11 protein-coding genes and 1 riboswitch are annotated in these 14100 nt (G+C 38.1%); of the genes, 4 read left to right on the forward strand and 7 right to left on the reverse strand.

All coding sequences use genetic code 11. The annotated features are described in order from the left end of the window. Window positions 1–149: 149 nt before the first annotated feature. Window positions 150–860 carry an MOSC domain-containing protein gene (locus ACLIBG_RS01015; protein ID WP_439310824.1) on the reverse strand — a complete coding sequence of 237 codons (711 nt, stop codon included), beginning with the start codon at window positions 858–860 and terminating at the stop codon, window positions 150–152. Window positions 861–970: 110 nt separating this feature from the next. Between ACLIBG_RS01015 and msrA the strand changes: the two genes are divergently transcribed. Next, window positions 971–1495, forward strand: a complete 525-nt coding sequence (msrA, locus tag ACLIBG_RS01020) for a peptide-methionine (S)-S-oxide reductase MsrA (protein ID WP_439310825.1) — start codon at window positions 971–973, stop codon at window positions 1493–1495. Between the two features lie 447 nt (window positions 1496–1942). After that, entirely contained in the window at window positions 1943–3121 is a 1179-nt protein-coding gene (locus tag ACLIBG_RS01025) for an MFS transporter (RefSeq protein WP_439310826.1), read from the forward strand. Window positions 3122–3153: 32 nt separating this feature from the next. Here ACLIBG_RS01025 and ACLIBG_RS01030 read toward each other — a convergent pair whose 3' ends face one another. Together ACLIBG_RS01030 and ACLIBG_RS01035 are read right to left on the reverse strand one after the other, a co-directional pair. Continuing rightward, window positions 3154–4488 (reverse strand): NCS2 family permease, encoded by a 1335-nt coding sequence (locus ACLIBG_RS01030; protein WP_439310827.1) that lies wholly within the window; start codon window positions 4486–4488, stop codon window positions 3154–3156. Window positions 4489–4660: 172 nt separating this feature from the next. Then, window positions 4661–4761, reverse strand: a riboswitch (purine riboswitch). A gap of 236 nt (window positions 4762–4997) precedes the next feature. Beyond that, window positions 4998–5636, reverse strand: coding sequence for a DJ-1/PfpI family protein (locus tag ACLIBG_RS01035; protein WP_439310828.1), 639 nt, complete (start codon window positions 5634–5636; stop codon window positions 4998–5000). A 120-nt stretch (window positions 5637–5756) separates the two neighbouring features. On the opposite strand from ACLIBG_RS01035, the gene ACLIBG_RS01040 reads away from it, so the two are divergent. Next, window positions 5757–6689, forward strand: a complete 933-nt coding sequence (locus ACLIBG_RS01040) for a helix-turn-helix transcriptional regulator (RefSeq protein ID WP_439310829.1) — start codon at window positions 5757–5759, stop codon at window positions 6687–6689. 262 nt (window positions 6690–6951) lie between these two features. Here the strand turns inward: ACLIBG_RS01040 and guaA are convergent, their stop codons facing one another. From guaA to ACLIBG_RS01060, 4 genes are read right to left on the reverse strand one after another with little or no spacing between them, the layout of a single operon-like run. Then, window positions 6952–8481, reverse strand: a complete 1530-nt coding sequence (guaA, locus tag ACLIBG_RS01045; protein WP_439310830.1) for a glutamine-hydrolyzing GMP synthase — start codon at window positions 8479–8481, stop codon at window positions 6952–6954. A 45-nt stretch (window positions 8482–8526) separates the two neighbouring features. Continuing rightward, window positions 8527–10689, reverse strand: coding sequence for a transglutaminase TgpA family protein (locus ACLIBG_RS01050; protein ID WP_439310831.1), 2163 nt, complete (start codon window positions 10687–10689; stop codon window positions 8527–8529). Beyond that, a complete protein-coding gene (locus tag ACLIBG_RS01055) occupies window positions 10689–11927 on the reverse strand; it encodes a DUF58 domain-containing protein (protein ID WP_439310832.1) in 1239 nt (412 codons plus the stop codon). Before ACLIBG_RS01055 ends, ACLIBG_RS01050 begins: the two co-directional genes overlap by 1 nt. Beyond that, on the reverse strand, window positions 11927–12877 hold the full coding sequence (locus ACLIBG_RS01060; RefSeq protein WP_439310833.1) for an AAA family ATPase: 951 nt from the start codon (window positions 12875–12877) through the stop codon (window positions 11927–11929). Before ACLIBG_RS01060 ends, ACLIBG_RS01055 begins: the two co-directional genes overlap by 1 nt. Window positions 12878–13126: 249 nt before the next feature. Here ACLIBG_RS01060 and ACLIBG_RS01065 point away from each other — a divergent pair, with 249 nt between their 5' ends. After that, window positions 13127–13993, forward strand: a complete 867-nt coding sequence (locus tag ACLIBG_RS01065) for a YihY/virulence factor BrkB family protein (protein WP_439310834.1) — start codon at window positions 13127–13129, stop codon at window positions 13991–13993. Window positions 13994–14100: the final 107 nt, after the last annotated feature.

Raw genomic sequence — 14100 nt, forward strand, 5'->3', positions numbered from 1 at the left:
ATTAAACTAGGTTTTCATTTCCAAATTATAATAAATAAATTATTAAGCTAAAATGCCACCTGCTTACATCTACAATCGATAGTAGAAGTAGATCGGTGGCATACAGTTTTTGTTTCTTAGTAAAAAGCGATATTTTGAACCGATATTCCTTACTTAACATTTGGACCGAATACACGTTTTTCGATGGACGATGACTGTCCGCGCAAGCGCTTATTTAATGTTCGCTTCCAATTCGTCGCGAGCAAGTCGCAGTTTGCAAGTTCTTGTGCCAAACGGAGATCTTCCTTATATATATGCATTACTTCATTGCAGGCAGCAATCGTCCACTGTGGATATGGACGTTCAAGAAGCTCAATATCAATACGAGAAATAACATGACCTTCCTCCAACACACGAAAATACCAACCGGTTCTGCCGCTGTTTTGAATCCGTAAAGCAAAATCTTTTACGCGAAAACGACGAGCAGGCTTCCAGCAAGGTTGACGCGGTTGGGATACTTGAATAACAGCATCACCAAATTGATACGTATCTCCTATACAAACTGAAAATTCATCCATTTCAAGTACAGATAAATTTTCACCCATTGCCCCTTCACCAATATCTGGATTATCCAAATCTTTTTTCCAATACGTATAATGTTTTATCGGATAGGCAAACACTGCTTTTTCCGGTCCGCCATGATTTCTTGTATCAGCCACTTCATCACCGGTAAAACCGTTTTTTCCTAGTCGCACTTGTTCTTCTACTTCCGATTTAAAAATTCCACTTTCCCATGGCTTATCCATTGGGTTTGTCGCTTCGGGGTTCCCCATTTGCTTCACTTTTCCAGTAAAAATTTTATGAACAAAAGGTTCTTCCATCATGCTACCTTCTTTCACTTTATGTTATAGTTGAAACATTGCCTACTTTCATTCTATCTGATAAAATTATTTTTTGTAAGTAACAACGTTAAGAAGGAGCGCGAAAGCAATTGAGCAAACAAATAAAAAGAGCAACATTTGCCGGGGGATGCTTTTGGTGCATGGTAAAACCGTTTGATCAGTGGGACGGCATTGATCAAGTTATATCAGGTTATACTGGAGGGCACTTGGAAAACCCAACCTATGAAGATGTAAAAACTGATACAACTGGCCATTATGAAGCAGTAGAAATTACGTATAATCCAGAAATTATTTCCTATAAGGATATTGTTGATATATTTTGGAGACAAATTGATCCAACTGATGCAGGTGGTCAATTCCAGGATCGTGGTAACTCATATCGAGCAGCGATTTTTTATCATGACCAGGAACAAAAACGGGTTGCTGAAGCATCGAAACAAGAGATAGAGGCAAGCGGTAGATTTTCAGGGCCGATTGTTACGGAAATATTACCAGCGGCAACGTTTTATCCTGCGGAGAATTATCATCAAGACTTTTACAAGAAAGAAAAGGAAGCATATGAAATAGATCGCGCTAAATCAGGACGGGATGAGTTTTTAGCCGAGGTATGGTAAAAGTGAATAGTCATTACTCAATAAGAAAAGCGCAAGCGCCCTGCTTAGAAACGTAGCGACTGGACTGAAGCAACTGAGATAAAGGAATCACGATGAGCAGCGCGAATCGATGATGACTTATCGTAAGGCGCTGCAGGAAGTCGCCTAGTTTCTGGGCGCTTAAGCTAGACAGCTATGCGCAATTTTTATACTTTCTTACTGTATAAGAAAAGCGCAAGCGCCTTGCTTACCCCCGACAAGCTTAAGCAAGAAATCACAGTGGCGGTTTTTGCCACAGGGAATTCTTGCTTAAGACCTCGAGGGGGTAGGCGCTTAAGCTAGACAGCTATGCGAAAATTTTATACCTTCTTACCTCTTAAACAAAACTGCATTCATATGCAGTTTTTGTCTCGATAAAACAAAAATTAGTCCTATTAATTTCTTAAGCTTTAGTTAGGAGCGAACACGTTGCCCAAGAACGAATCATTAGTACCTTTAAAAATGCTATTATTCAGCTTTCATGCAACAAATACGATCATTATCAGTTTTCTCCCTTTATATTTAAAATATAAAGAATTGAACGGTACGGAAATCGGCTGGGTATTGGCGATCGGGCCTTTAGCCTCGATTTTCTCCCAACCTTTCTGGGGATATATGAGTGATAAATACAAAACCATTAAACGAATGCTGCTACTATGTGTTGTAGGATTGATCATCTCTAGCATCATTTTCTTTCAAATGAACGGGTTTATGGCAATTTTACTTATTGGCGCTATTTTTTATTTCTTTTCTTCACCGGTTGGTGCGCTAAGCGACAGCCTGGCCCAAAGAAGAGCGGACGAATTACAGATTTCTTTTGGAACAATACGAACGTGGGGTTCAATCGGATTTGCCTTTTCATCACTTATTGTTGGAGGCCTCCTTTCCTTCACGCACATTTCGTATATTGGGTGGGTGTACGCTATATTTGGAACGGGCATTTTGCTAATCGTTTTCCGCCTAACGGATGTAAAAACGGAATCCGATCCGATACAATTTAAAGATGTCGGCCAATTAATTAAAAATAAACCATTTATTCTTTTCTTGCTTTTTATGATGCTGATCACAATTTCCCACAGGGCAAACGACAGTTTTATCGGATTATACATTACACAGCTTGGCGGTGCGGAGGGACTTGTCGGCATCGCTTGGTTTGTCGGACTAGTCAGTGAAGCAACTGTATTTGCAACGGCTGGATACTGGTTTCGAAAATATCATGCTTTTGTTTTCATTATCATTGCCGGTGTACTCTATACTATACGCTGGTTTTTATATGCGGCAATTGACGTTCCGATCTATATTATTGGCATGCAATTATTACACGGGTTAACGTTTGGCGTCTTTTACTTAGCAGCATTCGATTATATAACACGCGTGACACCGAACTTATTGCAATCCACGGGGCATCTCGTATTTTATTCGGTATTCTTTGGAATATCGGGTATTGTAGGCTCATTAACCGGTGGTGCATTGATTGATTCCTTCGGAGGACAGACATTATATATGGTAATGGGGTTATTTGCACTTGTTGGTACAATCGGATTAACTGTATATCATCTTACTTCCTTTATAAAAAAGCATAGATTCGGGGCATTAAAAAACGACTGAAGCATAATCGCTCAAGTCGTTTTTTACATTCATTAACTTAAAAAGATGAAATAGAGTACAAATATAACAAACAATCCGTACATAACAGGATGAATTTCTTTCCCCCGACCTTTCAGTAACATCGTAATCGGATAAAATATAAAGCCGATTGCAATCCCGGTTGCAATACTGTACGTAAGCGGCATGGCAACGATCGTTAAAAAAGCAGGTACTGCAATTTCAAATTTGTCCCAATCGATATCTTTCAATGTTGTTGACATTAATACACCGACAATAATTAATGCTGGAGCGGTTACTTGTGGTGTGACAACACTTAATAATGGCGAGAAAAATAATGCCAACAAGAAAAATCCAGCAGTAACAACAGCTGTAAATCCGGAACGACCACCGACACCAACCCCTGCTGTTGATTCAACATATGCGGTTGTTGTTGATGTCCCAACAACGGAGCCTACCACAGTTGCTGTCGAATCAGCGAACAGCGCTTTACCTGCACGCGGTAGTTTATTCTCTTTCATCAACCCTGCTTGGGTGGCTACAGCTACAAGTGTCCCTGCTGTATCAAAAAAATCAACGAATAGAAACGTTAAGATTACAACAAGCATTTGTAATGTGAAAATATCACCAAAGTGTGTAAACGCTTGTCCGAAAGTTGGTGCTAAACTTGGCACTTCCCCTACGACGCCTCCAAGACCGGTTGGAGGTGCAATTAAACCAAAAATCATTCCAGCAATGGAAGTAATAATCATCCCGTAAAAAATGCCACCGCGAATATTTAAGCTTAATAGAGAGACAGAAACAATGATACCAAAAATAGCAAGCAGTACAGTTGGTGATGTAAAATCTCCAATCCCTACCAATGTCGCGTCATTTCCAATAATAATGCCTGCGTTTTGAAATCCAATAAATGCAATAAATAATCCTATTCCGGCACCTACAGCCATTTTCAAATTTGGTGGAATCAAATTAATAATCTTTTCACGTAGTCCTGATATGGTTAAAATAATAAAGATAAGTCCAGAAGCGAGAACCCCTGATAATGCGGTTTCCCAAGGAATTCCATATCCTAAAACTACCGTGTAGGCGAAAAAAGCGTTCAATCCCATCCCAGGCGCAAGAGCAATCGGATACCTGGCAATAATCCCCATAAATAATGTACCGATAGCACCGGCAATCGCAGTAGCTGTAAATATTGCCCCTTCATCCATTCGTGTAACACCTTCTGGCAAATCTTCAATTCCAGCGAGCGATAAAGTTGAAGGGTTCACAAACAATATGTAGGCCATTGCCAAAAAAGTAGTCATTCCTGCCATAAACTCTGTTTTATAATTCGTTCCAAGTTCTTCAAATCTAAAATATTTTTTCAACCGTCGTACCTCCCTAAATGTATGAAAGAATAGATAAATAAATATAAAGCCTTCGTACATAAACCCAAAACAAGAAAAAATTAAAAGAGCTCCAGGCTATTTACCGGGAGCTCTCTCTAATACACACAAGAAATAATCACTTAAAAGCAAGAGGCAAAATACACCCCTGCTAGTTAAAAGTTCTCAATCTCGTAGTCGGACTATTTACGGTAGTCCGGTAGAAACTCCAGGCCATATTTCCCAGATTATACGTGATGGGTTTATTCATTTGTACTAACGCATAAAACTATCATACAACTGTTTTTTTGAAGCGTCAACTGTAAATACGAACTTTATCTTTTACCACTCATCAATCGTTCGTGTTCTAGTGAGTTATGCCCTAATCTACGTGATACAACTAATACATCAGCATTAAGCTCATTAATTGATTTACTGGACATAAAAATATCAAAAGTAGATTAGCATATTTAGTAATCTCTTTTTAGGGCTTTGGTAATAACAAAGATAGTTTAATTTTTATTGTCAGATGGTAAAGTTTGCATTAGCTCAAAGAAATATTTAGAATCGCCAGTATTAAAATAGTTATACCAAGATTCTAATGTGTTTGACTCAAAAACACCTAAGCACTCAATAATTTGTTTCGTCCATAGCAAAGCTTCAGTGGAACCAGCAGTAATAAGGTTACTAGATGCAATAGATGGTTGGTCTATATAAAAATTTTGTCCTTTATAATCAGAGCTAACCATTTCAAGGAATCCCGGTCCATTGCTAGTATGCGGACGGTTATCTAGTATCCCAGAATTAGCAAGTGCTGCGGTAGCACCACAGATTGCACATACTGTAGCACCTACAGAGAGCAACTCACTTGCTTTTACAAAAATAGCTTCATGCTTTGGATCATTCCATGTATCTGCACCTGGTAATAACAACATGCTTGTTTCGCTTACAATAATGTCATCAATTAAGTTGTCAGGAATTATTGTCATTCCGCCCATTGTACTGATTGATTGTTTGGAGTAACTGACTGTTTTAATCGATAATTGATTCGCGTCTTCTTTGAAAAATCTCCTAGAATTCAACTCCGAAGTAACAAATCCTAGTTCCCAGTCAGCTAAAGTATCAAGTACATAAATATAGATTGTTTTCATAGTTTTCCTCCATATGATTGTAATAGATTAATTGTTTTATTATTATTATACTTATCTATTGTTGACAACAATATGGCAACAATCTAGAATGACGAAATCTTTTTGAAAGGCGGTTAACAGATGAAAGTTAGCAGGCTTGTTAGCATTATTATGATACTACTCGATAAAGAACGATTAGGCGCACAGGAGTTAGCAAATATATTTGAAGTTTCAACTCGCACAATCTACCGTGATATAGATGCCATCAACATGGCAGGCATTCCAATTTGCTCAACATCGGGGGTAGGAGGTGGCTTTGAAATCATGAAGAATTATAAAATTGATAGAAAAGTTTTTTCAACTACTGATATTTCTACAATTTTGACAGGACTCTCTAGTCTCTCCAATATGATACAAAGTGACGAACTGGTAAACGCCCTTGCGAAAGTAAAAAGTTTTATCCCAGTGGATAGAGTTGACGAAATCAAATTAAAAACAGATCAAATACATATTGATTTAAGTAAGTGGATAGATTATAGGAACGTAAAACCATATTTAGAAATCATAAAAACAGGTTTACAAGATAGCAAGCTACTTTCGTTTGAATATACCGACCGTCATGGAAATAAAACTGAACGAGAAGCTGAACCACATCAAATTGTATTGAAGGGTAATCATTGGTATTTTCAAGGATACTGTTATAAAAGAAATGATTTTCGTCTGTTTAAATTAGCTCGTATATCAAATCTAAAATTAGAAAAGATTTTTTTTACGCCACGAGATTATCAAAAACCACTATTGGACTTTACTGATATTTTGGCAACTATACAATTAAAGATCAAACTTCGTATTCATAAATCTGTCATGGATAGAGCGCTTGATTATTGTATGTATGAACATTTTTCACCAGACGGTGATGAGTACTACATTGTTACCTTCCCTTTTATAGAAAACGAATATTATTACAATATCCTTTTAAGTTTTGGTGATAAATGTGAATGTTTAGAGCCTTTACATATCCGAAAAGAATTGAAACGGAAAATACATGATATAGCTAACCTATATGAAAATTAAATCAAGAATCTCAATTTTATCTTTAGTTAAATCTGTTGCTATTTATCAAGATAAAGTATTGCCATTTAAAACTAAAAATGACATGTATATACTCTACCAAAAATATTCCCTACCAAATTCAATTTAAAAAAATTCCCTACCAAAGTTTTTTCTTGGCAGGGTTTTTGATAGGCACCTATCTTGTTTTTCACTTTTTTCGTTCATTTTAGCTTAGGGCAAATGCTGTTAAATAGTCATTCCCACTTCAAATTAAGTTGTAGTTTTACTCCCACTCAATCGTTGCTGGTGGCTTGCTTGTAATATCATACACAACTCGATTCACTTGCGTAACTTCCTGGACAATCCGGGATGAAATTTTCTCCAATACGTCCCACGGAATGCGTGCCCAGTCGGATGTCATTCCATCAACAGAGTGAACGGCACGTAATCCTACCGTATAATCATACGTCCGCGCATGATCGGCGACACCGACACTGCGTATATTCGGCAGTATGGCGAAGTATTGCCAAATATCTCGATCCAAACCGGCATTAGCAATTTCTTCCCGCAAAATAGCATCTGCTTCACGGACAATTGACAATTTTTCCTCTGTTACTTCACCAAGAACACGAATTCCGAGTCCCGGCCCTGGAAATGGCTGGCGCCAAACAATTTGATCCGGCAAACCGAGGGCTGTGCCTAGTTCACGTACTTCATCTTTAAACAGCATACGGATCGGTTCAATTAATTCAAATTGCATATCTTCCGGTAATCCACCGACATTATGATGTGATTTAACTACTTTCCCTGTATCTGTTCCGCTTTCAATAACATCACTATATACCGTTCCTTGAGCTAAAAATTTGATGTTGGTCAGTTTGTTCGCTTCGTCATCAAAGACATCAATAAATTCTTTTCCAATAATCTTACGCTTTTTCTCTGGGTCTTCAACAGATTTCAATTTGGATAAAAACCGTTCTTGTGCATCGACCTTAATGATATTCATGGAAAAATCGTCAGCAAGTGACTTCATCACCTGTTCAGCTTCGTTTTTCCGTAAAAGCCCATGATCAACAAATATACACGTCAGCTGATTACCGATTGCTTTATGGATTAGAGCTGCAACAACAGATGAATCAACCCCACCGCTTAACGCACATAAAACCTTTTCTTCTCCCACTTGTTTTCGAATATTGTCTATTTCCGCTTCCATAAAACGGTCAATCGTCCATTCGCCACGACACCCGCTTATTGTAAATAAAAACTGCTTTAAGATATCTGCTCCAAATTCGGATTCATCTACTTCCGGATGAAACTGCAATCCATACATTTGCTTACTGTTATCACCGATTGCAGCCACAGGGCCTTCATTGCTTGAAGCAAGTACCGCAAAAGAAGCAGGTGCTTTTTGCACGATATTGCCACGGCTCATCCATACTGCTTGTTCATTTGGGGTTCCTTTAAATAAATGTGCATCTTCGTTTATAGTTATGATGTCTTTTTCATACGTTTTAGCGCCGTCTTGTTCTAGTTCGCCGCCAAAATGAAGTGCCATCAGTTGCATACCATAACAAATGCCCAATACCGGAATACCTAAGGAAAAAATTTCCTCATCACAGCGAAAGTCATTTTCGTCTCCAATTTGATGTGGTCCACCTGAAAGAATAATGGCCTTTGGATTCTTTGCTTTTATTTCAGTTGCTGTCAGTTTATGGGAATGCAGTTCACTATATACACCCATTCCTCTAATTTTCCTTGTTAGAAGTTGGTTATAAGAACTCCCAAAATCCAATACGATTACCATTTCATCCATTTTATCTACCCCTTACTTTTGCCTGAATTCGCAAGTTGAAATTTTTTATGAGAAGATTTGTTTCATAAGTCGCTTCCAAACATGAAAAAATGTTTCGCCATTTATGTTCTTTAGTTTATCATTATATAACATTTGTTCATAATAATTTGTTAGAAGTTCCATTTCGTTTGTGCCGTATTTTTGGTCGATTATTTTCGCATACTCCCTTAACGTCTGATCTGGTCTTTTGGCGACAGCTTTAACACGTAGAACGTTTAACAAATGAAGGTATGCTTGTTCATAAGTTTTGACATTGTTATTATGCTCCAATTTTTTTGTTAATAACAACGTTTGCCAACGGAATCGTGTTCTATAAATAATAATAGAAATAAGACTACTAACGATAATGCCTGCAATGATATATTTCCAGGCCGCGCTGTTTTTACTGTCTGTCGGTTTTTCCTGCTCCTTTTCTTCCTCTTCTTCATCATTAGATTCTGGCTCATTTTCTTCCTCATCCGGCTCATTATCGGTCGGAGTTTCGCTGTAAAAATCAGCTAAATTATTGAATCCTTGTGTTGGCTCGAACGGCACCCAGCCAATTTCCGGAAAATACACTTCCACCCAAGAATGGGCATTGGCATTTGTGATTTCATAAATGTCCATTTCGTCCTGCCCATCTTCAACCTCGCCTATTTTTTCGCCGCTCGTAAATCCTTTCACCCACCTTGCTGGTATGTCCAATGTACGAAGCATGACGACCATCGACGTGGAAAAATTATCGCAGTAGCCCCGTTTCGTATCAAACAAAAATTGATCAACATAATCTTCTTCCTCTTTAGGAACCGGGATGTTTTCCGTCTGATAAACGAATCCGTTCCGGTTAAAATACTGTTCTATTGCAAGTGCTTTTTCATACCGGGTCATCTTAGAAGCAGCGACTTCCTCTGCTAGTTCATATACTTGTTGTGGCAGTTTATCCGGGAGCACGGTGTATTGGTCTTTAATTCGCTGTGGGTCTTGAGCGGTTGCCTTTTGCAGTTCCTTAACCGAAAATTGCGGTTCTTCATATGTCATCGCATAGTTATCCAATCGGACTGTTTCACCGGCAACTTTGGTTTCAATTGCTTCTGTTTCCCTGTTCAAACGCAATTGCGTATTTATTTCCGTATGTACTTCTCGAATACCGTATGGATAAATTAATTTCTCCATCGGGTTGTTTCCTTGGAAGTCAATTTCAGCCCTTTTAGATATGGTGTCTGTATTATCAGAAAACGTTCGCAACATAATATTATCCTTCATTTGGGTCTCATATGCCGGTTCCTTTGATTGTATCCATCCTTTTCCTGTATAGATGTCTTTCGTTTCCACCCGCCAATAATGCTCGCTGTCCACTACTGCCCGGAAAACAGGAGTATGATCTTGTTCAAAAGAACCTCCAAGTCTGGAATCATCCTCTCCATAACCTGCCTTCTTTATTTCGGCGTCTTTATTTTTTTCATCTTCACTCATCCCAGCTTTCTTTATATAAGGTACAGGATCAGGCCATTGTGGACCGACCTTTGGAGCAGCATATCCAATTATAGCCGAGACAGACACAACAACTGCTAATGGAATGATCCAAGCAGGTAAATGTTTTAACCATGATAAACGGAGTGATTCTTGTTCCGTCTTTTTCATAACATTTGTTAGGCCAAGGGCAACAAATGCGAGGATGAACGTTCTAATAACTGCCATTTCGGCTTGGTATCCTGTAAATGTATCCAATATCGTTATATAAATAAAGGTTAATAAAATAAACAGAAATATACGTTTCGCTTCAACGAACCAATAATAAACCAAATAACTCATTAACCAAATTAAACCGAGCAACAACATGCTCCGAAACATATCTGTCATTAAATACCAGTCGCGGGAAAAGAATGCTTCCATGTTAAAAGCCGCTTCCACCCATAACTCTTCTAGCCAAATGACACTAAAAAAAGGTGTTCGTCCATATAATGCATGTACGATGAAAAGGAGCCCCGCCCCTTTTAATGTAAAAGCAATCCACCATTTAACTTGAAATAAGGAGAGCAAAAAGCAAAAGACGGTAAAAATGATAAAAACCGTAATATCACTCGTATCTGTTACTATTTTTAACGGATACAACCACTCCAAAAATAAAAAAAGTCCGCACAAATAAATAAATACGGAATAAAAAAATGGGACTGCACGGCTGTCGGTCATTATGCATTCACCTCAATTACCTTTTTTCTCCATTGCTTTTCCGAAACTGTATAAACGTTCGCTTGTCTCTTCCGTAGCATATGAATTAGCTCTTGTTCAGCAACGGAAGTCGTTTTTTCAAATCGAACGAAAATAACCGTGATCGAGTAAAGCTGCTGTATCATTTGAACAATCGTTTCTGCCATCTGCTTATCCAGTCGTGGTGTAATAAGAATGTTAATGGAAGTACGTTTTTGCTGGATAAGCGTTACTTTAAAAACGAGAGAAAACTGATTGCCACGGGGTTGAAGGCTTGTTAGATGACGAGCAATATTTTCCTGTGCATCGGCATCTTTAAACACAGGAAAAGAAGCTGTTGTGGCTCCGATTGTTGTAAATGTAGCCGGATCATTCCACTTACTGTTGATAATAGAAAAAGCCAATTCAACTGCTGCTTCAAATGCAAGTGCATTCCCATTATAATCCGATGCATTCAAAATGATATGTTTGCCGCTTTTTTCCTCTCGCTCGAACTCTTTCGTCATCATTTTACTTTTCCGAGCTGTTTGTTTCCAATCGATCCAAGATAAGTTATCCCCTGGCACATATTCCCGACTGCTTCGCACATCGTTTGACGGTTTAGCAAACACGGATGTCGAAACGTCCTTTTCTTCATTAAGTACTTTCTTTATGCGAATCGCACGCTTGCGTGGATAAACAATTAATTCATCATGCAGCGGTCGCATATGTTTTTTTTGAATAAATCCAAACAGATCTCCAGTTTCCACGTACAGATGCGTGAAGTAATGCTCTCCACGAGTTACAGCATCGATTTCATACGTATAGTGTATAGTCCTCTGGAACCATGGAAAAAGGAGTGTTTTCCCTGTTTCTTTCATGTGCAAAGGCTCTTTCATCAATTGAGCTTTCTTATTATCGCAAGGATCCTCTTTAAATCCCGTACGTAACATATCCTCCAACAGACAATAAGCAAGTGGATAGGGAACAAGCCTTCTTGCGGTAATCGTCACAGTAATTTTTTCGCCAGCCTGTACAACGGAGCGTGATAGCTCTCTTGTTATTTTCCAGTTCGAAATTGGATAAAGAGACAGGCTAATAAGATAAATACCAATTGGAAAAAAACTAAAAAATAAAAACCAGCTTACAAATCCACCTTGAAACATAGCGTAGGAAAACAAGGCAATCAAAAGCACAATAATTAAAACAAAACCGACAAATGTTCGCAAACCCGTTTTCATTAAATTGTTTCCTTTCGAATCGGTATATCACAACTTTCAATAATTTCATCTATCACATGATCACTCGTAAATCCTTCATAACCGGCTTCAGCACTTAATCGCATCCGATGAGTAAATACAAATGGCGCCAAATATTTCACATCATCCGGAAGAACGTATTCACGACCGGAAATATAAGCATATGCTTTTGCCGCTTCCATTAAAGCGATGGAACCTCTCGGACTGACGCCTAACCGAACATGCTGATGATTCCTCGTTTCTGTAGCCAACTGGACAATATAACGTTGGACATTTTCAGCAATATATACGGTTTGAACTGCTTTTTGGATTTTGAGTAAGTCTTCTTTACTCAAAACAGGCAAAATGCTTTCAAGCTGCTGATCGCCTGAAGAACGATTGAGTAGCTGCATTTCTTCATTAAAATCAGGGTAACCCATGTTTAATTTAAAAAGAAATCGGTCCAGTTGTGCTTCCGGAAGTGTATACGTTCCGTCATATTCGATCGGGTTTTGTGTTGCCATTACAAAAAACGGATCATTCAAGGACATCGTTGTACCATCGACAGTTACACTTTGCTCTTCCATTCCTTCCAATAATGCGGATTGTGTTTTCGGCGATGTTCGATTAATTTCATCTGCCAAAATAATATTTCCAAAAATTGGTCCACTGCGAAACTCAAACTCTAGTTTTTGAGGATGAAATATGGATACACCGGTAACATCAGAAGGTAATAAATCAGGAGTAAATTGAACTCTATTAAAGGAGCAATCAAGAGATTTCGCAAGCGCTCGTACGAGCATTGTTTTCCCTACTCCAGGTACGTCTTCCAATAACACATGCCCACGTGCCAACAATGCGACAATGCTTAGTGTCACAATGTTTTCTTTTCCAATAATGATTTGATTTATGTTGTTTAATACTTTTTCAAGCTTTTCACTATATTCAAGCATCTATAATCCTCCCAAATTAACAATCTTCATCATCTACATTAACTATACTAAAAGCACTCATTAGAATACAACTTGTGTTATTCACTTCTATACATATACAGAATGTACATGAGCACTAATTTTTATACTGTACTCCAATTTGAAATGCTTAATTTTTATCATACCCTTCTTTGTCAGTATTTACGCCGTTTGTTTAAATAAAATAAGGGTATATAATCCGTATACGATTATATTATTGGAGGATTTTACATGACAACTCTAGTAAATTATGTAAAAGCACTAAAAATTGAGGTTAAAAAAGATAACATACCACTGCTTGCTGCTGCCCAAGCATATTACTATTTACTTTCCATCGTTCCATTACTTATCGTATGTTTTACGATCATTCCCTATTTAAATATTGATCCGCAAAATATCATATCTCTATTAGAGGACCTATTACCAAGCGGGATCGCTACCATATTTTCCGAAAACATTGTTAATATCATTGAAACGCCGCGCGGAGGGCTGCTTACCTTTGGGATCATTGGTTCTTTATGGGCTACCTCCAATGGAATTAACGCCTTCATCAAAGCAGTCAACGAAGCATATGAAGTGGATGAGTCAAGGTCGTTTATAAAGGTTAGACTCCTTGCCATCGTCCTTACGCTTGGAATGATTGCATCCATTATCATTTCCATCCTACTGCCAATATTCGGAAACGTCATCATTGATTTTTTTGACTCTTGGATTGGCATCAGTTCATCTATGGTGATCCTTTTACAATTTGCCAGGTGGGTATTTAGCATATTGATCATCGGATTCATTTTACTAGCTCTTTACCACTTTGCGCCAAATAAAAAGATACCATTTAAACATATTATTCCGGGTGCGCTAACTGCAAGTACGTTATGGATTTTGATTTCGTTAGGGTTTTCTTTTTACGTGAGTAACTTCGGTAATTATTCAGCAACATATGGAAGCATGGGCGGAATTATTATTTTAATGATCTGGTTTTTCTTAACAGGATTGATCTTAACGATTGGAGCAGAAATTAACGTCATTCATCACCGAAATCAACTAAGAAAAGCGCAAGCGCCCTGTTCAGCCCCGACAAGCTTAAGCAAGAATTCGTAGTGACGGTTTTTGTCACGAAGAATTCTTGCTTAAGACCTCGAGGGGCTGGGCGCTTAAGCTAGACAACTATGCGCAAAATTTTTATACTTTCTGACCTTGAAAAAAAA

It is taken from the genome of Virgibacillus sp. W0181 (assembly GCF_051846915.1).
GTDB lineage: Bacteria > Bacillota > Bacilli > Bacillales > Amphibacillaceae > JBPYCR01.

Coding starts and splice junctions, on each gene's coding strand:
- ACLIBG_RS01015 (WP_439310824.1), bottom strand. CDS start 860: ATGGAAGAACCTTTTGTTCATAAAATTTTTACTGGAAAAGTGAAGCAA.
- ACLIBG_RS01035 (WP_439310828.1), bottom strand. CDS start 5,636: ATGAAAACAATCTATATTTATGTACTTGATACTTTAGCTGACTGGGAA.
- ACLIBG_RS01040 (WP_439310829.1), top strand. CDS start 5,757: ATGAAAGTTAGCAGGCTTGTTAGCATTATTATGATACTACTCGATAAA.
- guaA (WP_439310830.1), bottom strand. CDS start 8,481: ATGGATGAAATGGTAATCGTATTGGATTTTGGGAGTTCTTATAACCAA.
- ACLIBG_RS01050 (WP_439310831.1), bottom strand. CDS start 10,689: ATGACCGACAGCCGTGCAGTCCCATTTTTTTATTCCGTATTTATTTAT.
- ACLIBG_RS01055 (WP_439310832.1), bottom strand. CDS start 11,927: ATGAAAACGGGTTTGCGAACATTTGTCGGTTTTGTTTTAATTATTGTG.
- ACLIBG_RS01060 (WP_439310833.1), bottom strand. CDS start 12,877: ATGCTTGAATATAGTGAAAAGCTTGAAAAAGTATTAAACAACATAAAT.
- ACLIBG_RS01065 (WP_439310834.1), top strand. CDS start 13,127: ATGACAACTCTAGTAAATTATGTAAAAGCACTAAAAATTGAGGTTAAA.